Source organism: Pseudomonas sp. A-RE-19 (assembly GCF_019956555.1).
GTDB lineage: Bacteria > Pseudomonadota > Gammaproteobacteria > Pseudomonadales > Pseudomonadaceae > Aquipseudomonas.
The window spans coordinates 43,690-67,815 of sequence record NZ_JAHBDQ010000066.1; the positions used below are offsets into that span (position 1 = coordinate 43,690).

Sequence of the window (24,126 nt, forward strand, 5' to 3'; positions counted from 1 at the left end):
ATTTAATAGCCTTTTTCTATTCCTGATGTTGCCACCAACGGTGAAGCCAAGTAGCGGGCGACCGTTGAAAATGATCGCCTTACCCTAGATGACTACAAACCCGACACACAGTTCTGAAAGTTGTAGGCGCTCATACCTCATCCTTAAGCTTGAGTAGGGGTTCCTGAAAGCGTAGCAAACGCCCGGCATTACCGAGCACCAATAACGTGCTCAAGTTGTGCAACAGGGCGGCAATCATCGCCCCGGCCGCCCCAAGCCAGCCGAATGCGGCGAACGCGACAATGGCCAGGGTCCAGCCCAATCCGATAATCACGTTGACCTGCAGGGTTTGCCGACACTGGCGACTCAAGCGCACGCAGGTTCCGAGTCGGCGCAGGTCGCTGCCGATCAGGACGATATCGGCGGAGGCTAGCGCGATGTCAGCACCGCCGGCGCCCATGGCCACGCCAACCACACCCGCCTTGAGCGCCAGGGAATCGTTGATACCGTCTCCCACCACCATCGGCCGGAAACCGCTGCCGATTTCTTTGAGCACGCGATTGAGTTTGTCCTCGGGCAAGGCCTGGGCTTCGACATCGCTGATGCCTACATCCCGGGCTAGCGTGTGCGCCACACTTTGCCTGTCACCGGTGAGCAACAACTGGCGGCCGAGGCCAAGCTCACGCAATTCACTCAAGGCAAACCGTGCCTCGGGTTTGACGCTGTCAGCGAGCAACAACCAAGCGAGAAATTCACCGTCGAGTGCCAGCCCGGCAATCGGGCCGTCGTGTTCGGGAACCGCTGAAGTAACGATGCCCAATTGCGCGAACAGCTCGGGGCGACCGAGGGCTGCCTCGCCCTGCTCTGTCATCGCCACCACGCCGAGCCCCTGACGCTCGCGAATGTCTGAGAGCAGTAGAAAGTGCTCCTGCGTGACCAACCCGGCCAATGCGCGGCTGACCGGATGGCTGCTCGCGGAACCGAGGCTGGCGGCGAGTTTTACAACGTGACTGCGATCCTCCAGCGGACTGTCGATCGATTGCAGGCGCAAGGTGCCGAAAGTCAGGGTTCCGGTCTTGTCGACCACCAGCGAAGTCAGGTCAGCCAACTCCTCAAGGAACGCTGAGCTGCGAATCAGAATCCCGTGCCGGGCTGCCACCGCCACCCCGGCAATGGCCGTGGCCGGAGCCGACAACACCAGCGCGCAAGGACAAGCGGCCACTAGCACCGCGAGCATCGCTTGGGCATCGTTAGTGACAAACCAGGTCACGGCGGCCAGCAGCAACACCAGCACCATGTAGCTGCCGGCATAGCGTTCGAGTAAACGGGTGATCGGCGGCTTGGAGCGTTCGGCGCTTTGCATCAGTGCGATGACTTTACCCAGGGTCGATTCTTTACCTGTGCGAGTCACTTCAAGGCGCAGCAGGCCATCGAGGTTGATCGCCCCGCCGAACACCGGCATGCCCACGCCAGCTTCTATTGGCACCGACTCACCGGTGATTGAGGCGGTGTCCAGACTTGCCTGTCCGGACAGCACTCGGCCATCCGCCGGCACACGATCACCGGCACGCACCTCCACGAGGTCGCCGGCCCTGAGTGTGCCGTTATCGACTTCGACGATGGAGCCGTCTGCCTGAATCTTGCGTGCATGGCTGCGCGTCAGTTTGCCGAGTGCATGAATCGCTTCCTGGGAACCGATCACGCTGCGCTCCTCCAGCACATGGCCGAAGATCATGATGATCGGCAACAGTGCGGCGGTCAGCAGATCGCCCGTGGCCCAGGCGCCGAGCATGGCCAGGGCGATCAATTGATCGGTGATCCCGTGCAGGCTCGGATAACGCAGGCTGTACCACGCCGAGCGCATGACCGGCACGGCCACCAGCAAGGAGGCAAAACCCAGCAGCAATTGACTGACGCCGGTCTGCTCCGGCGACAACCAGCGCCAGATCAGGCCAAGCGCTAGCAAGCCCAGTGCAAGCATGGCCAGGGTCAACTGGCGCGCGGCGCTACGTTGTTCAGCCGAGGACAACATGCTCGGCGCGGCGGCGGTTTGGGCAGTCATTGCGCAGCTCCCTGAATGATCAGGCGGGAATCGTCTTTCGGATCGACCGTGGTTACCGAACCGGCCTGCCCGAGAATCTTCGGCATCCGCTCACGGTAAATACGCAGCAGCATTTGCGGGTCAGTGCCCTGCTGTTGCGCCTTGGCCAAACTCAGCACCGTGGCGGTGTCGGCGGAGGCTTTGGCCAGTCGTTCGCTCGCTTGGGCGTGAGCCACTTGCAGCGTGCGGTCGGCTTGTTCGTTGGCGGACTGGGTCAGTTTCTCGGCCTCGGTGCGCGCGTTGGCCACCGCTTTGTCGGCTTGCTGGCTGGCGGTTAACACCGCGTTGAACGCATTCACCGCCGGGCCGGGCAAACTCGATTGCACATCGACCCGCGCCACTTCGATGCCCAAGCCCTGCCCGGTCGCCGTCAGTTCGGCCAGGCGTTGATTGATGCCCCGCACCAGATCGCCACGTAGGCGTTCGCGACGTTCGGCGGCCTGATTGTCGGTGCCGATCAGTTCTGGTCGAGCCACCAGAATGGTGTCCAGATCTCGCGCAGCGGTGAGCGCCACGGCACTGCGCGTCACCAGCCGATCCAGCGCCGGCAGCACATGTTCGCCCTGAAGAACAAAGGCATAAGGCTCGGTGACTTTGTAGAACACCCGCACATCCAGTTGCACCACGCCCGCATCCCCGGTCAGCAGATAACCGGAACCGGCAAGCGCATCGCTGATAGGCGTGGCGAAACTCGCCACTCGATCAGCCTGCAACGCGGCATCGGTGCGCAGAAGATTTTCCACCCGACGCTCGATTACTCGATCCGCTGCCGGCAACAAGATCACCTGCTCAAACGGGCGCGGCCATGCCAACAGCAACCCGGCATTCTGAATGCGATCCAGCGCGCCGAAGTGCAACACCACGGCACGATTTTGCGGGTCGATTTGCCGCACATTGGAGAATGCCCACGCCAACGCAGCCAGCACGGTCACGGCGTAAAGCGCCAAAAAAGCCAGGCGCCCGGCCTGAATCCAGGGGCTACTCAACTCATGTGTTCCACGTGGAACCAAACTCATGGCTGCGACCCGGACTTGTTATCGAGGGTCGGCGGGCCGTCAACCAATACCCGGAACGGCGCGGCATCGGTACGTAAAATCAGTTTGGTGCCCGGCGTGACGATGGTGCCCAAGGTGTCGAGAGAACGCAGCAAGTTGTAGAGCTGCGGCGAACCGGCGTAGGCGCGACCGTAAATCTGCGCGGCTTCGACGCGGGATTGAGCTTCAATGTCTGCGGCTTTCACCGTCGCATCGGCTTGCACGATTCGCGCATCACGCTCGGCCGCGGAGCGAATTTGCGCGGCTTCACGCTTACCGATGGCCGTGCGTTCAGTGGCGATTGTTTCACGCTCGGCACGCATACGATCGACGGTGGCCGTCAACGTCACCGACGGCAACGTCAGACGTTCGATGCCGACTTGCAACACTCGCACGCCATAGGTGGTGAGCAACTGCTGATCAATCTGCTGACGCAGCTGTGCTTCGAAGTCAGCGATGTGCACTTGGTTGGCGTCGGTGTTCACCAGATTGGCCAGATCGAAACTGCTGGCGGTGGTTTCCAGCGCCGAGCCGACAAAGGTGCGAATCTGCCGCGCTGCTTCGTCCGGCTGGTTCTGTACCGCGCGCATGAAGCGTTGCACGTTGTCTGGATCACCCTGCACCTGCCAGGCCACATAGGCTTGCACGATGATGCGCAGACCATCGCGCGTGCCCACATCCTGCAAACCGCTGGAGGTGGTACGCAGTCTCAGATCCACCGGGATCGCCGCCTCGAACGGTGCGGGCCAGCGCCAGCCAAGACCCGGCTCCAGCAACACCCGCGATGGATTGCCGAAGCGCGTAATCACCGTGGCCTCGCCTGAGCGCACTTGCACCAGGCTCGCTGCCGCAATGGCAAACGCCACCAGTAGCGCCGCCCAGCCCATTCGCCGCCACGGGAACGGGCCAGCTTCGTGTGGATCACCGTGGTGATGATGGTGATGGCCGTGGTGATGCCCGCCATGGCCATGATCGTGCCCGGTGTGGTCATCGTGATCGTGATTGTGAGTCGGCGTCGACTGGCTCAATGGGCGGCTCCTGGCTGAGCAGTGTTACGCGGCGGCGCAAGGTCAGCCGGCAGCGTGAAGGTGCGTAGGTCGATGGTCGGCGCATTGCTGCTGCCGCCCAGACGATGATCGAGAATCAGCAGCTTGGCGTTGGCCAAACCCTGGCTCAGTTGGCTGAGGTATTGCTCCAGTACAAAAGCCTGGCCGGCGCTGGAGTAAGCCTTTCGCTCGGCAGCAAATTTCAGATCGGCGGCCTGGGCGCTCGAGTTGATTTCATGCGCACTGGCCGTGGCTTGATCACGAGCGATGCTGGCCTGCAACTGCGCCTGGTTGGTCGCCTCCGCCGCTGCCCCGCGCTCGCGGGAAATCAATGCCTGAGCGCCAATCTGCGCCGCCTGCACGCCGTGATAAGCGTTGGCAGCCCCCGCCGGCGGGTGAATGGCTTCGACCACCGTGGCGAGAATTTCCACGCCGCTGTCGAGTTTTTGCAGGTCAGCCTGCACTGCGTGGCCGATCTGGTCGGCAAGCCCTACCCGGTCTTCACCGAGCAAACCGTCGAGGGTTCGTGAGGCGAAATCGTGAACCAGAATCCGGCTGGCGGTGCTACGGATCAGTGTCGGCAAATCGGCGCTGTTGTAGGTCGCGGCCAGCGCCGCCTGATCGCTCAGCCCAATGCGATAGACGAAGCGCACGTCCATGTTGACGATCTGGAAGCTCTGTTTGTCGGCACGGCTGCTGGCAATGACCTGGGATTTGTCATTCACATGGCTGGCGTCCCACAAGCGATTGGCAATCGCCGGTGCCGAGCCTTCGGCGGGTTCGACCTCGACCGGTGCCGATGTTTCGCCCACGCTGGTGGCCAACTCGTGGACCACACCGTTCTCGACGCTCAGCACGCGGCCCAGCGGCCATGGCAAACCCGTGTGCAAACCAGGACCGAACACCTCCACCGGTTTGCCGAAACGCTCGTAGATACCCCGCCCTTGCAGCGGTATTTCGTGAATGCCGGTGAGCGACCAACCGACGATTGCCACCACCGCCAGCACCGGCAAAAAAGCGCGGCGCATGTAAGTAAAGGCCCAGATCTGCCGCAGATCGATACCGAAGCGATTGTGTATTTCGTGCTGCAATGCGAGCAGGGGTTGCGGCGGCCAGCGCAGCATGTCGGCAACAAAGCTTCGCGCCAGCAAGGCCGGTTCCAGTTGTTCACGACGGGGGCTGAACAGCGACAACACCGCGCGCAGCAACAGCTCGACGGCGACCAGCCCCGGCAACAAGCCGATCAGCACCGCCAGACGCACTGGCCAGACTGACGTTTCACTGCCGAACAACAAACACAATGCGCTGAGCACCAGGCCAATAATTGCAACCCGCGTCAGCTGCGCCAACGACCCGGCTTCGGGCCATTGGGCGACGTTTTCCTGGGCCAGTTGCCGCTCCAGCACCAACAAACCGAACGCCAGCAGCAACGACAGCGCGGCGCCGACACTGGCCGCCCCTCCCAACGTAGCGGGCGGCAGAGCCAGGTTCCAGACTTGCTCGATGCTGAACAACGTCAACAGCGCCCAGCCACCCAGCCAAAGTGTTGGAGCACCGATTTGCCCCAGCAAGCGCCACCAACCCTGACTGATCCGGTCCAGCAACCGCTCGTACCAGCCCTCGGCGGCAACGGCTTCTTCAACGATGGCCACCGGCACCAGCACGGCCGGATTCATCGCCCGTACCCGCCACTGCGTCACCCACCAGGCCGATTGCAAGCCGGCGACCAGCACCAGCAAACCGGCGCTCTGATTGACCAGCAACGCCGCCCACAACGACTGCGGCGCAAACAGCCCGACAAAAAACGCCAGCACCCACCCTGCTGCTGCCAAGGCACCCAGACCGATTGCGATCTGTCGCAATCGACGCCCTTGAACGACCGCCTGCTGAAAGCGCGGCAGCGCTGCTATTTGTGCCCCATCGTCATCGAGATCGACTTGCATACCACCCCAGCCATCGCTCACATCACAATTCGTTACGATATAACGAAAGTGGTGAAATATTCGTCGTAAATCGCTCTATCTAAAAGCGCTGAACCTGTCGCCAAGCTGAAGCCTTGACCGAAATGGCTCGAAACGCACATATTACGTTCGTAATTTTTATCGAAGGTTACTTTTATCGATCCTGCCCCCTTTCACCAGGAGTACCACTATGAGCACCTATGACGTCGTGATTCTGGGCGCAGGCCCCGGCGGATATAACGCAGCGATCCGCGCCGGGCAGCTGGGTCTGAAAGCGGCATGCGTGGAAGGCCGCGCCACTCTGGGCGGGACCTGCCTGAATGTCGGCTGCATGCCGTCCAAGGCCCTGCTGCATGCTTCCGAACTCTACGATGCGGCCATGGGGGCGGAATTCGCCAACCTGGGGATTGAGGTCAAACCTGTCCTCAACCTTGCTCAAATGATGAAACAGAAGGATGAAAGCGTTACCGGGCTGACCAAAGGCATCGAGTTTCTGTTTCGCAAAAACAAAGTCGACTGGATCAAGGGCTGGGGCCACATCGACGGGCCGGGCAAAGTCACGGTGACCGACAGCCAGGGCACCAGGAGCGAGCTGAGCGCCAAGGACATCGTGATCGCCACCGGTTCCGAACCCACTCCCCTGCCCGGCGTGGACATCGACAACAAACGCATCCTCGACTCCACGGGCGCGCTGTCGCTGGGCGAAGTGCCGAAGCACCTGGTGGTGATCGGTGCCGGAGTGATCGGCCTGGAGCTGGGCTCGGTATGGCGGCGCCTGGGCGCTCAGGTGACGGTGGTCGAATTTCTCGATCGGATCTGCCCCGGTGTGGATGGCGAAGCGGGCAAGACCCTTCAGCGCTCATTGAGCAAGCAAGGCATCCGCTTCAAGTTGAGTTCGAAAGTCACCAGCGCCACGACGTCGGCGAGCGGTGTTCAGCTCCGCGTCGAACCGGCCGCGGGTGGCACAGCCGAGTTGCTTGAAGCCGATTACGTGTTGGTGGCCATTGGTCGGCGCCCTTATACCCAAGGCCTGGGGCTGGAAAACGTCGGTCTCGCCACGGACAAACGCGGCATGCTCGCCAACAAGGGCCACCGCACCGAAGCCGCTGGCGTCTGGGTGATCGGTGATGTCACGTCTGGGCCGATGCTCGCCCACAAGGCCGAAGACGAAGCCATGGCCTGCATCGAGCAGATCGTCGGCAAGGCCGGCGAGGTCAATTACGACTTGATTCCCAGCGTGATCTACACCAAACCGGAGTTGGCCAGCGTCGGCAAGACCGAAGAACAGCTGAAGGCCGAAGGTCGCGCCTATAAGGTCGGCAAATTCCCCTTCACCGCCAACAGCCGGGCGAAGATCAACCATGAAACCGAAGGCTTCGCCAAAGTATTGGCCGATGAGCGCACCGACGAAGTCCTCGGCGTGCACCTTGTGGGCCCCAGCGTCAGTGAAATGATTGGCGAATATTGCGTGGCCATGGAGTTCAGCGCCTCGGCCGAAGACATCGCCCTGACCTGTCATCCCCACCCGACCCGCTCCGAAGCCCTGCGCCAGGCGGCAATGGATGTGGAGGGGATGGCGACACAGATGTAAGCCTGGAGGTCGATGGAGACTAAACTACCGCTATCGCGAGCAGGCTCGCTCCCACATTGGTTTTGTGAACGCCACAGATCAAATGTGGGAGCGAGCCTGCTCGCGATGCAGTCGACTCGGTCTAAAGCGGCAAATGCTCCAACGGCAGCGCCCCTGGCGTCTTCACCGTGTGAATCGCAAAATTGCTGCGAATGTCGCTCACACCCGGCAGTTTCAGCAGTCGCCCGGTGAGAAACCGGTCATAGGCGCGCAAATCCGGCACCACCACTTGCAGCAGAAAATCCGATTCCCCTGACACCAGAAAAGCCGAAATCACCTCAGGCAATGCCGTCACGGCCTCGCGAAACGCTTCGGCCTGTTCATCGTTATGCCGTTCGACTTTGACCCCGACAAACACCGTCAGCCCAAGCCCCACTTCATCTCGATCCAGATTGGCCTGATAGCCGCGAATCACTCCCGCTTCTTCCAGCATCCGTACCCGACGCAAACAGGGTGAGGCGGACAAACCGATTTCGTCAGCCAACTGCACGTTGCTCAGGCGACCGTCTCGTTGCAGCGCCGCGAGAATTTTGCGGTCATAAGCGTCAAGTTTCATGGTTTGGCAGATCCCGATGGTTCGATCATCACAAAATGGCAGGTTATGCCAAATATCGAAGCATTAGAAGCTGACTACGCAACCACCTGCCCTGCCCCTCGGCCGTAGACTGACCTCACCAAATCGACAACGAATGGGGTGCGACATGGCAGGACTCTGGCTGTTTTTCATGGCACTGACAGTGGTGTACCTGCTGCCCGGCCCGGACATGATTTTGCTGTTGCAGACCGGCGCGCGTCAGGGCAAAGGCGCGGCGCTCGCCACGGCGCTGGGGCTGGGCGTGGCGCGTGGTTGTCATGTGGCCTTGGCGGCATTGGGATTGGCGGCGCTGTTCAAGACGGCACCCTGGACTTTTGATGTGGTGCGCCTGGTCGGGGCCGCTTACCTGCTGTGGATCGGCATTCAGTGCCTGCGCACCACAATGCTGCCGAGCTTGAACGGTGCAGGCGCAACGACCGAAAAACCGCATTGGCGCGAGGCGATCCAACGCGGCTTGCTGACCAACCTGCTCAACCCCAAGGCGCTGCTGTTCTGCTCGGTGCTGTTGCCGCAGTTCATCGAACCTCACGCCGGGCCAGTGCTCGCGCAATTTGCAACGCTGGGCATGATGCTGGTCGGTGTCGGGTTGTTGTTCGACAGCGCCTACGCGCTGGTCGGCGCTGCGCTGGGCCGTTGGCTGCAACGCAGCCCATCGGCCCAGCGGGTGCAGCAGTGGTTGTTCGGCAGCCTGCTGATCGGCTTCGCGGTGCGGCTGACCTTTGTACAGCAGGCCTGAGGGTTATCGCACTCTACGACGGCGGCGACTGATCAGTAACAGCGCCGCTGCCGTGAACGCCACAATTGCGCCTACTTGCACCGGCTTCTTGTAGGGCCGCAGCATCGAACGTGCAGCGTCGGTGGCCTGGGTTACATAACGTTTGCTGGCGTTCTGAAAATCGGGATAAGGGCATTGGTGACCGAAGTTCACCGCCCAATCCACGTACGGCCCTTCTTTTACATAGCGTTGATAGAAGGCACTTTCCTCTTCAAGGCTGGTGTTCCATCCCGCCGCCGCACACAACACCGCCGCAAAAGCCTGGCTGGTATGAGGCAGATTATCGGCAGCACGACTGGCCAAAGCCGTTGCGACATAACGGTAGTGATAGCGCTCATCGGGTTGAGCGGCGCTGGCTTGCTGACGCAGGACTTCATCCTCAGCCACTAATGGACCGACCTTCAGCTCACGGCTCTCAAGGCTGTAATTACCACCCAATGTGGCGTAATCCGGCGCCATTTCGTAGCCGAGAATCTCCATCCCCCACTCACGCGCCATCCAACCCGCGTTAAACAGGGCAGCAGCACGCTTGGTCGGCCACCAGGCAGCGTCCGCCTCCTGACGCAACTGCCCATACGCCTTGGCCTTGTTCTGCAGATCGACGTTGTCGAAGTAAGCCGGTGCTTCGTCATAACGCCCTTCACGCAACAGGCGCCGCCCCAGCAGATTGCGCAGGCTCGCGGCCACCGGCAATGGCACATAATTGTCACGATCCTGCTGACTGAGCGGCGGCGGTGCCGGTACCTGGGTGTCGACGTACTGCTTGAGTTCATCGAGGGTCAGCACCCGTTCGGCAACGGTGGCCGCGTCGTACCAGTAAATGTTTTGGCTGCGATAGAGCTGATCGAAGGCTTGCAGATAATCCCCGCGTTGCAGGGCCAGAATCGCGCTTTCGCCGTCGACCCGGCACTTGGGCTGCACCGTTTCGTAATCCCAGTCCGGCGTCCGTCGTTCGCCCCAGGACTCGTTCTGCGGGAAGGCCTGGGCTGCCTTGGCGTAGGCCGCGGCGGCAGCGCTTTTGTCGCCCTCACGCAACGCCAGTTTGGCCCGCAGCCACCACGCGAGGCCGCCGTCACCGGCCTGCTCGAGGAAGGCTTTGGCGCTGGCGTAATCGCCCTGTTGATAATTCATCGCCGCCAGGCGATCAGCGTTATCCAGACTGCCACGGGTACTGTTTTGCAGCAGTTTGATCAATTTTTGTTCGTTCGGCGGTTGATCACCGAATGACCAGCCCAGTCGACTGATCAACGACGCCGTCACCAGTTGCTGCACCGCTTTGCCCTTGAGCACCTCGGCCAGTTGATCGTCAGGCATCGCCGCCAGATCGGCCATCAACAGCTTCAGCGAGGTGTAACCCACCGCCGAACCGTGAAGGTTTTGCGTGGCGTAGAGTTCGATGGCGTTGTTCCAGTCGCCAGCGGTGCGGGCCACTCGCGCTTCTTCGCCGAGGCTGGCGACACCCAGTTCCAACGGGTCGCTGAAGCCGTCGATGCTCAACTGACGAGTCTGCTCGAAGGCCTTTCGAGATTGAGCCAGCAGGTCCGGGCCGGCACCCGCTTCTGAACTCATGGCGAACAGTGCCCGCCCCAACGAATAAGCCGCCCAGGTGCTGCGCAACGGGCGTTGATCCGCCGGCAGCGCCAGCACTTTCTGAAAGTATTCGGCGGCCAAACCATGGTCACCGGCGTTGAATGCCACCGCGCCAGCCAGATAGAACGTGAACTCGGTCGGCAGATTCGCGCCTTGCTCTTCTACCTGACGGGCATCGGTCAGGCTGCGCAGCTGTTTCACCCGCGCTTGTTGCTCGGGCGTCAAACCGGCCTGTTCGGCAGTGTCCCGCTGACCGGTGTAATCGGGCGCATCGCCATAACCGTCCCCGGGAATGTTGGTGGCGGCGGTGACATTTTTCAGTCCCGCGATGGCATGCCCGAGGCGGTTGATCTCAAGGTTGAAGTTGCCTTCCGGCAGTTCCGCCAGCGACTGGTCACGGTTGTCCAGCAGGCGCATGGGGAAGTCCGGCCCGCAGGCCAGCGCCGAACCCAACGGCAGGCTGAGGCTCAGGCAAAGCACATGGCGGGGCCAGTTACGGGTGAACATTCGAACCTCCTTGATCAATATTTGCGCAGCGTGCCCAACCGATGGCGCGCTGCCCGCCGGCCGGTATTCGACCCTCGCGCAGGCGGGTGAAGGTAAGCAGATCCGGGCGCTGTTGCAATGCATAACCGGCCAATGCATCGGCGCCATCGCAGCCCTGCACCGCCAGTGTCAGGCGTTCGGGCCAGGCGCTGTCGAGGTTGCCTTGGTTGCTGACGCTGATGTCGTAGAGACCGTCCTGCGCCGAGAGCTTCAGCCCCACACGACTGTCGAGGGTATCGCCGCGCGCCACAGCGATAAGCGTCGTCAGGCTCCAGGCCCTGCGATCATTGGCCAGCGGCAGACGAAACCAGATCAGTCCGGCCAGATGAGCCGGTGGATCGGCGCGCAACTCGGCGCCGAGTTTGCTCAGTTGCTGCGGGTCTGCCAGCAATTCCCGGCGTTTGCCGCCCCGCTCGATGGGCACTTCGCTTTCCACAACCGGCGCACCACTGGCCCCTGGCAACAGCGCCACGCCATAAGCCGGCAGCGCCAGATAAAATGGTTTCGAAGTAATACGGCTCCAGGCCTTGGCCCACTGCCGGGCCTGATCCGGGTCGAACAGCCCACGTCGTGGATCGCTCACCGCATGCACCTGCAAGACGCTGCTGTCGACCGTCGCCAGCAGCGCCGGCAACTCAGGGCTGTCGAGCCAGGCCGGCAACGCGGTGATGCTCAGCGGCAAGGAAGCCGGCAGGTCGGCGCGCAAATGCGTGAGAAATTCGCGGTAGGCCGGTAGCCGGACGTTACCCGCATCGTGGTCGATTTCCACACCGGAGAGGACCAGCCCCTGCCCTTGCCAATCACTGAGCACTTGCTGGATTTGCGCCGTGACCTCGCCCTGATCCAGCCCCTTTAGCTGGCCATCCAGACGAACCACTGCAATCAGCGGTCGACCATCCCGCTTGAGCAGCGCCGGATCGATCCGCGCCCGGCTCCAACCGGCCTGCGGAAATGCCTGCAAGGCCAGCACGCGCAAGGTCGAGAAATCGGCGCGGCTGTCGCGCAGCGCGGCGTCATGGGCCGGCGTCCATTGGCGTTGCCAGACATAGAGTTGCCGATCGAGCGGCGGCGTGTCCGGTCGCTCGCAACCGTTGAGCAACACCGCTGTCAGCAAAACGAGCAAGCGTGTGAAAAAAACCATGAAAAACCTTATCCCTGAATTACAAAAAGGGCCTCTGAAGGCCCTTTGTCGCTCTGCTCGTTACCCTACTCAGCCATTGGCTTGCGGGCAATGATCACCTGACTTTTCGGTACCAGGCGCTACTGGAAGAGAATTCCCGGTCCCACATTGGGTTAGCTGTGTGGCGCAGGTTTTGGTACGCCCACGTTATCCAGCATCCGGTTCGCCGCCAGTTCTGCCAGCATGACGATCTGTTGAATCGCCATCGCCGTGTGCCGGTGCGGCCCTTCCAGATACCCCGCAAAATCACTCGCCATCACACTGGCCTGGGCCAACGATTCACAGGTGTGGGCCAACAGGTCTTCGTCTTTGATATCCGGCGCAACCCTATACATCGTGCTCGGCTTGCGGGCCACGGGGGATTTGAGGGCGGCTGGGTTGAGGTAGTGATCGAGCGCGCGTTCGGCGGCTTCGTTGAGTTTTTTTGAATTGAGGGATTCGTAAGGGGAAGTGCTGTCCGCTTCGGGCGGATTTGGTGTCGGCTTAAACATGGCAAAGATCCTTAAAGAGATGGAGCTGCCATTTTTCGTTTTCCAGACGAAAGGGGTGGCAGCTGTACGCGGACTGGAAAAACCGGTAAAGGATCAAACCCGGCAGACCCGAAGGTCTCCCACGCACAGCCGCCATAACTGCAGAGCTGAAAAAGCGCCGCATTATGTCATCTGCTGTGATCCTGTACTTCGGGTTTTCCAGGCCCGATCGCTGAATTGCCAGCGACCCCCAAAGCCTATCCACCCCATTTCCGACCGACAACCGTCAAAACCTGTCGGAAACATCCCCCCAAAATCATCGTCTGTAGGACTGCCTGAAGATCAAAAGATCGAGCACCAAAGGCTCCGAACCCTGCGCCGGCACCGCGCAACAAATCAGCACCTGTCCGTCATCCGGCACTCCTGTCGGGGGCTGTGGATAATTCACCTGGCCGCAGCCCCCCTAGAGCCTTGGCTTGCAGGCGTGCGTTCGCCTGCGCCCAGGTGCCGGTCAGCAAACTGGTGGGTGACGCGCCGTCAAAGCGCCAACGCAAGGCCAGCGCCGCGGGCCGCCGTACCACGCGCTCCACCTCGAATGTCCACAGCCGCTCGGCCCCTTGAAAAGCTTCGACCTGCGAGCCTTCGAGAATCACTTGGGTGCGACCGCTGAGGTGCAGCAGGTCGCCCGAATCGAAATCGATGAACAGCAAACCGGCTCGAGGATTGATCAGCAGGTTGCCCAAGGTATTGAAGAACAGGTTGCCAGCGAAGTCCGGGATGGTCAGGCGATTGCCCTCTACCTGGACGAAACCGGCCTGGCCACCCCGATGAGAAACGTCCACCGAGCGTTGGCCATCGACATCCGCATAACTGGCGACAAAGAAAGTATCAGCGCCGGCGATCATGGCTTTGGCCGCGTCATCCAGCCCATTGAGGTGCTGTGCGATACGGGTCGCCGGATCCGCCAGGGGCACCGAGCGAAACTGGCGCAATTGAATGTATTTCGGGCAATTGCCGAAAGATTGCTCCACCGTCACGTCGAAGCCACTCGCCGTTACAGCGCCGACTCGACCATTGAGACGGTTGCGACGTCGTGTATGCAGCTCGATGCCGAGCAGCCCGATCGCCGCCCCGTCTTGCAGTTGCGCAGGGTCGTCGTGGCCAGGCAGGCTGCCGAACTGCAATAGCGCAGGCTCGGGAGAATGGGCAAAGCCCGGCGCCCCTTCAAGAATGCTGGCCCAAGGGTTGCCGTCAGCATCCACCGCGCCGTACAGCATGAACGGTAGTTGCTGATAGAACGTGCGGTGCTGATCCGGCATCTCGCTGCGAATCACCCTACAACCCAATGTGTCCATTCGCTCGGCGACACCCACGTGAGCCTGCAACTGTTTCTCGCCTGCGTGCCAAGGTGAACGTTCCATAACGGCTTCTCCCCTGCGCTCCTCGCGCAATAAGAACGGCCCGGATGAGTCGGGCCGTGAGCATCAGGCAGTTTTTTGCAAACCGGCAACGGTGCGCGGCATGCCGACAAACCCTGGCAAGGCTTCAATTCGCGCCAGCCACGCGCGGATGTTGGCGTAGTCGTCCAGCGACACATTGCCTTCCGGTGCATGGGCGATGTAGCTGTACGCGGCGATGTCGGCGATGGTCGGCTCGCTGCCGGCCAGATAGGCCGTTGCGCCCAGTTCCTGATCGATCGCTTTGAGCCAGGTGTGGGCATAAGTGATCACCTCTTGCGCATTGAAAGGCGCGCCAAACACAGTGATCAGCCTTGCCCTGGCAGGGCCGAAGGCTATCGGCCCGGCGGCGACCGACAACCAGCGCTGAACCTTGGCCGCACCGACCGGATCGGTTGGCAGCCAGTGGCCGTTACCGTATTTCAGCGCAAGGTAGACCAGGATCGCGTTGGAGTCGGCCAGCACCACGCCTTGATCATCAATCACTGGAACCTGACCAAACGGGTTGAGCGCCAGGAAGTCCGGTTGCTTATGAGCGCCTTTGGCCAAATCGACGAAGATCAGCTCGGTCGGCAATTGCAGCAGGGACAGCATCAGCTCCACACGGTGTGAATGGCCGGAACGAGGGAAGTTGTAGAGTTTGATGGCTTGCATGGTCGACTCCGCTGGGTGGTGGCGCCGTTCAGGAAAGATCAGCGCCGATAGCGGGCTATCTTCCACCTGCCACCAAAACAACAGAATAACCAGCAAACGCAATCCATTATTTCAGCCAGTGCAATAACCCTTCAGCCGTGCAGGGCAGGGTGTTCGCGCAGCACCTTCACCGCGAAGTCCACAAAACTACGGACCCGCACCGGGGCCTTGCGCCCACCCTGGTAGACCACATGAATGGGCAATGGCGGCAGTTCGAAGTCAGCCAGAACAATTTCCAGATCACCGGCGGCGACCTTGTTCGCCACTTGGTACGACAGCACTCGAGTCAGTCCCAGTCCCATGGTGGCGGCCGTGATAGCCGCCTGATTGGCGGTGACCACCAGACGCGGTTCCGGACGAACGCTGATCGGCTCTCCCGCGTCAAGGAATGGCCAGCTTCTGTGCTGGCCAATGGACGAGGTTGCGATGATCGGGGCCGCGCTCAAATCGGCAGGATGCCGGGGCCGACCATGGTCAGTCAGGAAGCCAGGGGACGCGCAGATCACCCGCCGCACTTCGCCCACGCGAATTGCATGCTGATTGCTGTCAGGCAACTCACCGATGCGCACAGCCACATCGATACCCTCCTCGACCATGCTCACCACCCGGTCGACCAGTAATGCGTTGATGCTGACTTCAGGGAATTGAGTCAGGTAACCGACCATGACCGGCGTGACGAACAACTCACCGAACAATACCGGCGCGGTGATCGTCAGTTGCCCACGGGGTTGGGCGTGGCTGCCCGCCGCCGAATCCTCGGCTTCCTGCACCTCGGTGAGAATTCTCCGACAGTCTTCCAGATAACGCTGACCCGCCTCGCTCAAATGCACGCTACGGGTGGTACGCGTCAGCAACTGAGTGCCAATGCGCCTCTCAAGTGCCGCCACTGCCCGGGTGACACTGGCCGCCGACATCCCCAAACGCCGCGCCGCCGCCGAGAAGCTTTGCTCCTGGGCGACGGCAGCGAAGACCTGCATTTCCTGGAATCGGTCCATCGGGCATGTCCTTCATTGAGATAAGAAATCGCAACCGTAGGCTGCGATTTTTATTTCTGTGTAGCGTAAATGATCCAGGGCCATCGATGGCGGCTACGCGAGCGGCAAATTCTGATGTAAACACCGCATTGATGGCAGGCGTCAGCCGTGGGTTCGGCCTGGCACGTGCTCTCAGGTAAACATCGGCAAGACAGCACACACAAAAAACGACCCGCACACGGCGGGTCGTTTTGTGTGTGGCGAAGGATCAGAAGTGATAGTGACGAAACAATAAAGGTTGTCACAGTGCCCCGCGTAGTCCGCGGCCTGTAAGTCCCTACTCAGTCGGGACAGTGCTTGCCCCGTTGCCGCTCAGCAAGCCCCCTGGATGGCGCGTTCACTTTAGAAGTAAGTCCCGCTCTTGGTTACTTCTGATAACTTGCTACCGCTTGCTCAAGATTGAAGAGCATTCGTGTGCGGCTCAGTTCTGCCAACGGCGAATGCATCATCATAGCCAATACAGTGGGGTTCATACCTACGAGCAAAAGTGTCACGCCTTGATCGCGCAATCGGCGCTCACCTTCCGTCAGCATTTTGAGCGCGGTGTATTCCAGATCGAATACACCACTGAAATCAAGCGCCACAACGCGTGGTCTCGCCTGGTCGACCAATGTGCGCATCTTTTGTCCGACTCTCTCAGCATTGGCGAAGAAGAGGCGGCCTTCGAGGTGAAGTAAAAGTAAATCCGAGAAATGTTCATCAAGGGGATTGGCGTCGCTCTCTGGACGAAAAACATTGGTGCCTGGCTTGCGAACCATCACATAGACCGGGGGGTCGGAAACCTGATGAGCCAAGGCCAACAGTGAGACGATTATTGCGACGAGGATGCCTTGCAATGTTCCAAGCATCATGACCCCTAAAGTTGCGACAAGCGCCCAGATAAACTCTGTGCGGCGCACTTTGAGAATTTCTCGAAATTCGGAAGGGTCAATAAGCCCAACAGAATAGACGATAACCACGGCAGCCAATGTGGCATTGGGCATCAAGCCAATATAGGGGGCCAATAACAGGCAGGCACCCAATGCCAAAACGGCTGTTATCAATCCAGCCAACTGAGTGTGAGCCCCTGCCTGGCGATTCACCGCCGTCTGAGTCGTGCCCCCTCCGGCAGCCATGGCTCCGAGGAAGGCACCCCCTATATTTGCGATGCCTGTCGCGATTAATTCCCGGTTTGCTTGAGGCGAGGGTTCATCACTGCTACTAAAGGCACGCCCCGCGGCGATTGTTTCGGTAAAACTCATCAACGCAATGCCTGCAGCGGAAGGCCAGAGCTGTGCCACCAGCCCCCATTTGGGCAACGTCAAGGCAGGTAAACCGGTTGGAACATGACCGACGACCGAAACACCATGGTGATTCAGCCCAAGCAGGCTCACCCCGACAATCCCAATGGCCACCGCTGCCAATGGTGCTGGTATGGCCGGCGTAAAGCGCTTCATGGTGATCAGGATAAGCACCATGAGTGCCCCGACTGCAACAGTAGGCAACGACGCATCAGGGATTCCCTGCAGCGTGACTAGCAAATTATGGAGGAAGTTGCCCTTATCAATATGGATGCCGATTAGTTTGGGAACTTGATCAAGCACTATTACAATGCCGATTCCTGCCTTGAATCCAACCAGTACAGGCTCGGAGATAAAGTTGGCGACAAAGCCCATGCGCAAAAGCCCCGCCAGAGCGAGGAATACCCCTACCAGCAAGGCTAACGTGGCTGATCCTGTCATCAAGTCTGCCAGATCGCCGGACGCGCTAATCTGATTGAGTGCCGAACCGGCAAGGATGGCGAGTGTCGTAGTCGTACTGACGCTGAGTGGCCGCGACGAACCGAGCACGGCATAAATCAACATCGGCACCATCACCGTGTAAAGCCCTACCTGTACCGGTAAGCCGGCAATGGTTGCATATGCCAGCGCTTTGGGTATGACAACAGCCGCTGTGGTCAGACCTGCAACCGTATCGCCTTTGAGCCAGGTCTGCCGATAGTTGCGCATCCATTCCGGTACCGGCACACGCGATCTGCGACTCGAATGCCCAAGTGCGACTTTGGCCTGGTCGATCTGTTGGGGGGTATTCGGTTCAGAGGGGCGCCGACTCATTGAAAACTCCCAAGTGAGACCAAGTTCAGCAAGTGATCTATACGGACTCAGTATGGGAACGCGCGGGCGTCGGGGTTTGCTTTAAATCAACTATTCGTCGCGCACTCAAATCCATCTGGATCAATGTAGTTCATTTGCCAAGCCTCCACCGATGCCGCCGCACAGGTTGGCGGATGAGTCATTCCCCGACCACAATGACATGACTCCACCCCTCGACAGGCAGGCCATCGATGTATCAGAACCTGGCTCTGCTTGCCGCCTTCCTGCTGGCCTACAGCATATTTGCAGGGCGTTTCGAGTCACGCCTGCTCAATGGTCCGCTCATGTTCATGCTTGCCGGTCTGATTCTCGGCCCGGCGGTTCTGGGCATTCTGCAACCTCGGATTGACAAGGACGGCCTCAAAATCCTGGCAGAACTGACATTGGCAATTGTGCTCTTCAGCGATGCGGCCAACGCTGACCTCAAGGTTCTAAGAGCACACGAAGGATTGCCGCTGCGCTTGTTGATGATAGGGCTACCACTGACCATTCTGAGCGGTTGGCTGGTCGGCATCTGGCTGTTCCCGCAGGTACCCTCGGTGGAATTGGCAATACTGGCGACCCTTCTGGCTCCCACCGATGCTGCACTGGGTAAGGCCGTTGTGAGCAATCCCAAGGTTCCGGCGTCCGTGCGTGAAGGGTTAAACGTGGAGAGCGGATTGAATGATGGCATCTGTGTTCCCGTCCTGTTGATGTTCCTGGCCCTGCTGGTCGAAGAGCAGACGCAGTCACCCCTCGCGCTGGCAATGGAGTTGGTTATCGAGGAGCTGGGCATCGGTGCCGTCATCGGTATCGCCCTTACGCTTATTGCCTGGCTGTTGCAGCGTTACTCCGAAAAACACCATTGGCAAACCCCCATGTGGTCACAACTGACACTGCCCGGGTTAGCCATTCTTTGCTTCGCCACAGCGCAAGCATTAGGCGGGAGCGGGTTTATCGCCGCGTTCGTCGGCGGGTTGTTCGCCAGTTATTTGTTTCCCGAGCAAAAACATCACCTGCTCGAGGCCAGCGAAGAGTTCGCCAGCCTGTTGTCGGTCATTACCTGGGTCGTATTCGGGGCGCTGGTCATCCCTCGGGCCTGGAGCAGTCTTACCTTGAACATCTGGCTTTACGCAGTGCTCAGCTTGACCGTGATTCGCCTGCTGCCCGTGCTGATCAGTCTGGTGGGAACCCGCTTCGATTTCGAAACCCGCCTGTTCATCGGTTGGTTCGGCCCGCGAGGTCTGGCCAGCATCGTCTTCGCCGTCATGATATTGGACTACCCTCTACAAGCCAGTCGTACCCTGATAGCTGTCGCGGTCTGCACCGTTTTACTCAGCGTGCTACTGCATGGCTTGAGTGCCAATCCATGGGTTGCTCGGCTGGCTCGTCGTGATCATTGATTTCCGTCAAATTTGCCACGGTTTGTTGGTTCGCATAGTGAAGACATAGTGGCTACGCTTCTGTTCGAGTGACCTTTACGGAGCATAGGCATGGGCGCAAACATGAACGTCGTCAGACAGCTCGTCGGCTTGCCCATCGCGATGATGATAGGGGTCTTGGGCCTGGTTGCCGGTTGTGGCAAAGAGCCCACTACCCTGGCCCGTCAAGCCCCCGATGTAACGGTCATGACGGTCACCGCGCGCGACACCCCGGTCTCGTTCGAATTCGTTGCCCAGACACAGAGCTCCCGCGAGGTGGAGATCCGCGCTCGAGTTGCCGGCTTCCTGGAGAAACGGCTGTACACCGAAGGCGATTTGGTGAAGGCCGGGCAAACGCTGTTTCAAATGGACCGCAAACCTTTTGAAGCCGCGTTGCTGTCAGCCCAGGGGCAATTGGCTCAACAACAGGCACGCTGGGAAGTGGCCAAGTCTACGTTGGCCCGCGTCCGTCCCTTGGCGGCGCAGAATGCGGTCAGCAAGATGGATCTGGACAACGCCGTCGGCGATGAGCGTCAGACACGGGCCGCCGTACTCGCCGCCGAGGGCACGGTTCGCACCGAGCAGTTGAACCTCAGTTACACCACCATAGCCTCCCCCCTCACCGGTCTTTCAAGTTTTGCCAAAAAACAGGAAGGCAGTTACGTCACTCCAGGCGAATCAGGGCTGTTGACCACTGTGTCACAGATGGACCCGATCTATGTCAACTTCAGTCTTTCGGAAAACGAGACGCTCAAATACCGCGACGAGATTGCTGCCGGACATCTCATATTCCCCCCGCGCAGTGAGTTTGTCGTCGAGGTGGTGCTGGCCGACGGCTCAGTGGTACCTGACCGTGGTCGCCTGAATTTTGCCGCGCCCTCTTATAGCCAGGAGACTGGTACCTTTCTGGTCCGCGCCGTAGTCGCCAACCCGACCGCCCAACTGCGTCCCGGGCAATTCGTGCGGGCGCGGGCAATCGGAGCTTCCAGGCCTAACGCCATTGTGGTGCCGCAGAAGGCGGTACTGGAGGGCGCCAAGAGCCATTTCGTGTGGGTGGTCAATGCAGAGGGCAAGCCCGAGCAACGCATTGTCGAAGTGGGCGACTGGCATGGTGATGACTGGTTCATTACCAAAGGGTTGCAAGCCGGCGAGCGCATAGTGGTCGATGGTGCGATCAGAGTGGCACCCGGAGCGCAGCTGAATATCATCGCCCCCCCTCCCCCCGCGCAGGCAGGCGAGACGACGGCGAAACCGAAAGCCGGTACGTCGGCGCAAGACGCTGGGCGTAGCCCATGAGCATTTCACACTATTGCATTGATCGCCCCATCTTCGCTTCGGTGATCTCGATCATCATCACCTTGGCTGGCGCAGTTGCGATGGTCAAACTGCCGGTCGCCCAGTACCCGGATATCACGCCGCCGCAAATTACGGTTTCAGCGACCTACCCGGGGGCCGATGCACAAGTCGTGGCCAATAATGTGGCAGCGCCTATCGAGCAGCAGGTCAACGGCGCCGACAACATGATCTACATGAACTCGTCGAGCTCCGCGACGGGCAACATGACCCTCAACGTCTTCTTCGAGATTGGCACCGACCCTTCTCTTGCCCAGGTGGACGTGCAAAACCGGGTCAATCTGGCCTTGCCGCAACTGCCCTCCGCCGTTCAGAGCCAGGGTATACAGGTGCAGAAGAAATCCTCGGCGTTCATGATGGTTCTCGCCGTGTACTCTGCCGGCGAGCGTTATGACAGCACCTATGTCGCCAACTACGCAAACCTCTACATTCTGGATGCAATCAAGCGTATTCCGGGCGCCAACCAGGCCAGTATTTTTGGTACGCCGGACTACGCCATGCGGATCTGGCTTAAACCCGATCGAATGGCTCAGTTGGGGATTACCGCCGCCGACGTGCAGAAAGCTGTCGCCAACCAGAACCAGCAATTCGCCGTAGGCCGTGTCGGTCAATCCCCTACGGGCCAGGCCGTGGAGCAGTCCTTTGCAGTGACGACCAAAGGCCGGCTGACCGAACCTGCCGAGTTCGAGAACATCATCTTGCGCGCCAGCAATGATGGGGCTGCAATCGTTCGTCTCAAGGATATCGGCCGGGCCGAGCTCGGGCAGAAAGACTACTCATTGCGCAGTACCTACCAGGGCCGTCCGGCGACATTGATTGCGGTGTATCAACAACCCGGCGCAAACGCACTCGACGTCTCGGCAGCGGTCACCTCGACCCTGGCGCAAATGAAGTCGACCTTTCCCGAGGGGATCGAATACAAGATCGTCATGGACACTACGGCGTTTACCCGCGCGTCGATTTCCGAGGTGATACACACCTTTTTCGAAGCGCTGGTGTTGGTGGTTGTGGTGGTTTTCATCTTCCTGCAGAGCCTGCGTGCCACCCTGATCCCGGTGCTGGCGGTGCCGGTGTCGATTGTCGGCACCTTCATCGGCATGTCGGCGTTGGGGTTTTCAGTGAACATGCTGACACTGTTCGGCATGGTGCTGGCGATCGGCATCGTGGTGGACGACGCCATCGTGGTGATCGAAAACGTCGAACGTAATATGCAGGTCCACAAAATGTCTCCCAAAGACGCCGCCAAACGGGCCATGGATGAAGTGGCGGGGCCGGTGGTGGCGATCGTGCTGGTGTTGTGCGCGGTGTTCATCCCGGTGGCATTCATGGGGGGGATCACAGGCCAACTCTACAAACAGTTCGCAATCACCATTGCCATCTCCGTGGTGATCTCCGGCCTGGTCGCTTTGACACTTTCACCGGCCTTGGCCGCGCTGCTGCTCAAGCCTCAGCATGGTGATAAAAACGCATTTTTTCGCTGGTTCGAGCGCAGCTTCGAACGCATGACCGAGGGCTACTCGCGCGCGGTGGCCTTTATGATCAAGCGCTTTGTGCTGGCGTTGTTACTCTTTGCCGGCATGATCGCGCTGATTCTGGTGATGGCGCAGCGCATTCCCAGTGCCTTCCTGCCACCGGAAGACCAGGGTTATTTGCTGGGGGCCGTGATCATGCCGGATGCCGCCAGCCTGGATCGCACCGGCGAGGTGGGCAAAATAGCCAGTGACTTCTTCATGAACGATGAGTCCGTCGAGGGCGTCGCCATCGTTAACGGCTACAGCCTGCTCGACGGCCAGAACAAGAACAATGCTGCCGCCTTCTTCGTCGGGTTCAAGGATTTCGAGGAGCGCTACAAGGACTCGGAAACGATCAAGGAACAAAGCGCCCCTGTGGTGATTCAAAAAGCCGCCCGCGCTTTTTCCACGGTACAGGGCGGGATCATTCTGCCGGTCAATCCGCCGTCCATTCCCGGCCTGGGCACCACAGGCGGCATGGAGGTATGGGTTCAAAGCAAGGGGGACGCCAGTGTCGACCAACTGGCTGAAATGGTCGGCAACCTTGTCGCAAAAGCCAAACAGCGCCCGGAACTCGGCGCCATTACCTCCACCTTCAATGTGTTTTCCCGGCAATTGCTGGTCAACGTAGACCGGGAAAAGGCAGAGACGTTGGGCGTGCCGGTGGAAGACGTATACAGCACCATGCAAACCATGTTCGGCTCTCTCTATGTTTCTCAATTCAACAAATTCAGCCGGTTGTGGCAGGTGATTCTGCAGGCTGAACCGAGCTATCGGCTCAAGGCCGAAGACCTGCAACAGATCTACGTGCGCAGCAAAAACCTTGAAATGGTGCCACTCAAAGCCTTGCTGACCACCCGCTACGTCACAGGTCCCGATCTGCTGACCCGTTTCAACAACTTCCCTGCGGTCAAACTCACCGCCAACGCAGCCCCCGGCTACAGTTCCGGCCAGGCGCTCAAGGCCCTGGAAGAAATCAGCGCTGAAATCATGACCAACGACTACGCCCTGGCCTTGAGTGGCGAAGCATTCGAGGAGAAAAAAAGCGGAGGGGCCTCCTCTCAGGTGTTCATCTTCGGCCTGGTCATGGTGTTCCTGATCCTGGCGGCCCAATACGAAAAATGGTCCCTGCCCATCGGCGTGCTGCTGGCCGTGCCCTTTGCATTGTTCGGCGCGCTGCTTGCGGTATTGATGCGGGGGTTGAGCAATGACGTCTACTTCCAGATCGGCTTGACCATGCTGGTGGCCCTGGCCGCCAAGAACGCCATCCTGATATTCGAGTTTGCGGTCCTGAACCGGGAAAACGGCATGTCTGCCTACGACGCCGCCATGACCGCCGCAAGGGAGCGCTTGCGGCCTATCGTGATGACTTCCCTGGCGTTCATCCTCGGCTGCGTTCCGCTGGCCATTGCTGTCGGTGCCTCCGAGAACAGCCGTCACTCCATTGGTACAGGGGTCATTGGCGGCATGCTGGCGGCGACGGTGATCGCGATCTTCTTTATCCCCCTCTTCTATTACCTGGTGGAGCGAATGTTCGGGGAAAAGGAGGGAGCCCAAAAAGCTGTTGAGCTGGTTGCACCGGCGCAGGCTGCGCAGATTCCCGACGGCGCGGCGCAAAACAGACATGAGGGGGATTGAG

The 24,126-nt window shown here is 60.0% G+C and carries 16 protein-coding genes and 1 pseudogene; 5 read left to right on the forward strand and 12 right to left on the reverse strand.

The annotated features are described in order from the left end of the window. Positions 1–130: 130 nt before the first annotated feature. The 4 genes from KGB14_RS24590 to hflK (KGB14_RS24605) are packed head-to-tail and all read right to left on the reverse strand — an operon-like array spanning position 131 to position 6,103. Positions 131–2,041, reverse strand: a complete 1,911-nt coding sequence (locus KGB14_RS24590; RefSeq protein WP_223489327.1) for a heavy metal translocating P-type ATPase — start codon at positions 2,039–2,041, stop codon at positions 131–133. Beyond that, complete coding sequence (gene hflK / locus KGB14_RS24595; protein ID WP_223489329.1) at positions 2,038–3,096, reverse strand: protease modulator HflK; 1,059 nt, start codon at positions 3,094–3,096, stop codon at positions 2,038–2,040. The genes KGB14_RS24590 and hflK (KGB14_RS24595) overlap by 4 nt, the downstream gene beginning before the upstream one ends. Continuing rightward, a complete protein-coding gene (gene hflC, locus KGB14_RS24600; RefSeq protein WP_223489331.1) occupies positions 3,093–4,142 on the reverse strand; it encodes a protease modulator HflC in 1,050 nt (349 codons plus the stop codon). Before hflC ends, hflK (KGB14_RS24595) begins: the two co-directional genes overlap by 4 nt. Continuing rightward, positions 4,139–6,103: a protease modulator HflK gene (gene hflK / locus KGB14_RS24605; RefSeq protein ID WP_223489729.1), complete on the reverse strand. Its 1,965-nt coding sequence runs from the start codon at positions 6,101–6,103 to the stop codon at positions 4,139–4,141. The genes hflC and hflK (KGB14_RS24605) overlap by 4 nt, the downstream gene beginning before the upstream one ends. A gap of 208 nt (positions 6,104–6,311) precedes the next feature. Between hflK (KGB14_RS24605) and lpdA the strand changes: the two genes are divergently transcribed. After that, positions 6,312–7,712 (forward strand): dihydrolipoyl dehydrogenase, encoded by a 1,401-nt coding sequence (gene lpdA / locus KGB14_RS24610; protein WP_223489333.1) that lies wholly within the window; start codon positions 6,312–6,314, stop codon positions 7,710–7,712. Between the two features lie 121 nt (positions 7,713–7,833). Here the strand turns inward: lpdA and KGB14_RS24615 are convergent, their stop codons facing one another. Continuing rightward, complete coding sequence (locus tag KGB14_RS24615; protein ID WP_223489335.1) at positions 7,834–8,307, reverse strand: Lrp/AsnC family transcriptional regulator; 474 nt, start codon at positions 8,305–8,307, stop codon at positions 7,834–7,836. Between the two features lie 145 nt (positions 8,308–8,452). Between KGB14_RS24615 and KGB14_RS24620 the strand changes: the two genes are divergently transcribed. Further along, the gene (locus tag KGB14_RS24620) at positions 8,453–9,082 is read left to right on the forward strand and encodes a LysE family translocator (protein ID WP_223489337.1); all 630 of its coding nucleotides are present in this window, start codon (positions 8,453–8,455) and stop codon (positions 9,080–9,082) included. A 3-nt stretch (positions 9,083–9,085) separates the two neighbouring features. Here KGB14_RS24620 and KGB14_RS24625 read toward each other — a convergent pair whose 3' ends face one another. The 7 genes and pseudogenes from KGB14_RS24625 to KGB14_RS24655 all read right to left on the reverse strand — a co-directional run bounded on the left by KGB14_RS24625 (position 9,086) and on the right by KGB14_RS24655 (position 18,079). Then, entirely contained in the window at positions 9,086–11,218 is a 2,133-nt protein-coding gene (locus KGB14_RS24625; RefSeq protein WP_223489339.1) for a hypothetical protein, read from the reverse strand. Continuing rightward, positions 11,205–12,398: a DUF3142 domain-containing protein gene (locus KGB14_RS24630; protein WP_223489341.1), complete on the reverse strand. Its 1,194-nt coding sequence runs from the start codon at positions 12,396–12,398 to the stop codon at positions 11,205–11,207. Before KGB14_RS24630 ends, KGB14_RS24625 begins: the two co-directional genes overlap by 14 nt. Before the next feature lie 152 nt (positions 12,399–12,550). After that, entirely contained in the window at positions 12,551–12,928 is a 378-nt protein-coding gene (locus KGB14_RS24635; RefSeq protein WP_223489343.1) for a DUF6124 family protein, read from the reverse strand. Positions 12,929–13,368: 440 nt separating this feature from the next. Next, positions 13,369–14,328 (reverse strand): annotated as a pseudogene (locus tag KGB14_RS24640) (pyridoxamine 5'-phosphate oxidase family protein); the annotation flags it as partial. Positions 14,329–14,391: 63 nt separating this feature from the next. Next, positions 14,392–15,018, reverse strand: coding sequence for a glutathione S-transferase family protein (locus KGB14_RS24645; RefSeq protein ID WP_223489345.1), 627 nt, complete (start codon positions 15,016–15,018; stop codon positions 14,392–14,394). 131 nt (positions 15,019–15,149) lie between these two features. Next, positions 15,150–16,052 carry a LysR family transcriptional regulator gene (locus tag KGB14_RS24650; RefSeq protein WP_223489347.1) on the reverse strand — a complete coding sequence of 301 codons (903 nt, stop codon included), beginning with the start codon at positions 16,050–16,052 and terminating at the stop codon, positions 15,150–15,152. Between the two features lie 404 nt (positions 16,053–16,456). Continuing rightward, the gene (locus tag KGB14_RS24655; RefSeq protein ID WP_223489349.1) at positions 16,457–18,079 is read right to left on the reverse strand and encodes a SulP family inorganic anion transporter; all 1,623 of its coding nucleotides are present in this window, start codon (positions 18,077–18,079) and stop codon (positions 16,457–16,459) included. A gap of 335 nt (positions 18,080–18,414) precedes the next feature. On the opposite strand from KGB14_RS24655, the gene KGB14_RS24660 reads away from it, so the two are divergent. From KGB14_RS24660 to KGB14_RS24670, 3 genes are all read left to right on the forward strand, one after another. Beyond that, positions 18,415–19,605 carry a cation:proton antiporter gene (locus tag KGB14_RS24660; protein ID WP_223489357.1) on the forward strand — a complete coding sequence of 397 codons (1,191 nt, stop codon included), beginning with the start codon at positions 18,415–18,417 and terminating at the stop codon, positions 19,603–19,605. 225 nt (positions 19,606–19,830) lie between these two features. Next, positions 19,831–20,919 carry an efflux RND transporter periplasmic adaptor subunit gene (locus KGB14_RS24665; RefSeq protein ID WP_317851052.1) on the forward strand — a complete coding sequence of 363 codons (1,089 nt, stop codon included), beginning with the start codon at positions 19,831–19,833 and terminating at the stop codon, positions 20,917–20,919. Beyond that, the gene (locus tag KGB14_RS24670; RefSeq protein WP_223489361.1) at positions 20,916–24,125 is read left to right on the forward strand and encodes an efflux RND transporter permease subunit; all 3,210 of its coding nucleotides are present in this window, start codon (positions 20,916–20,918) and stop codon (positions 24,123–24,125) included. The genes KGB14_RS24665 and KGB14_RS24670 overlap by 4 nt, the downstream gene beginning before the upstream one ends. Position 24,126: the final 1 nt, after the last annotated feature.

Bases quoted from the DNA above. Each gene is read 5' to 3' on its own strand.
- KGB14_RS24625 (WP_223489339.1), bottom strand. From the start codon at position 11,218: ATGTTCACCCGTAACTGGCCCCGCCATGTGCTTTGCCTGAGCCTCAGC.
- KGB14_RS24630 (WP_223489341.1), bottom strand. From the start codon at position 12,398: ATGGTTTTTTTCACACGCTTGCTCGTTTTGCTGACAGCGGTGTTGCTC.
- KGB14_RS24645 (WP_223489345.1), bottom strand. From the start codon at position 15,018: ATGCAAGCCATCAAACTCTACAACTTCCCTCGTTCCGGCCATTCACAC.
- hflK (WP_223489329.1), bottom strand. From the start codon at position 3,096: ATGAGTTTGGTTCCACGTGGAACACATGAGTTGAGTAGCCCCTGGATT.
- KGB14_RS24665 (WP_317851052.1), top strand. From the start codon at position 19,831: ATGACGGTCACCGCGCGCGACACCCCGGTCTCGTTCGAATTCGTTGCC.
- KGB14_RS24670 (WP_223489361.1), top strand. From the start codon at position 20,916: ATGAGCATTTCACACTATTGCATTGATCGCCCCATCTTCGCTTCGGTG.
- KGB14_RS24615 (WP_223489335.1), bottom strand. From the start codon at position 8,307: ATGAAACTTGACGCTTATGACCGCAAAATTCTCGCGGCGCTGCAACGA.
- KGB14_RS24660 (WP_223489357.1), top strand. From the start codon at position 18,415: ATGTATCAGAACCTGGCTCTGCTTGCCGCCTTCCTGCTGGCCTACAGC.
- KGB14_RS24590 (WP_223489327.1), bottom strand. From the start codon at position 2,041: ATGACTGCCCAAACCGCCGCCGCGCCGAGCATGTTGTCCTCGGCTGAA.
- KGB14_RS24655 (WP_223489349.1), bottom strand. From the start codon at position 18,079: ATGCGCAACTATCGGCAGACCTGGCTCAAAGGCGATACGGTTGCAGGT.
- KGB14_RS24650 (WP_223489347.1), bottom strand. From the start codon at position 16,052: ATGGACCGATTCCAGGAAATGCAGGTCTTCGCTGCCGTCGCCCAGGAG.
- KGB14_RS24620 (WP_223489337.1), top strand. From the start codon at position 8,453: ATGGCAGGACTCTGGCTGTTTTTCATGGCACTGACAGTGGTGTACCTG.
- KGB14_RS24635 (WP_223489343.1), bottom strand. From the start codon at position 12,928: ATGTTTAAGCCGACACCAAATCCGCCCGAAGCGGACAGCACTTCCCCT.
- lpdA (WP_223489333.1), top strand. From the start codon at position 6,312: ATGAGCACCTATGACGTCGTGATTCTGGGCGCAGGCCCCGGCGGATAT.
- hflK (WP_223489729.1), bottom strand. From the start codon at position 6,103: ATGCAAGTCGATCTCGATGACGATGGGGCACAAATAGCAGCGCTGCCG.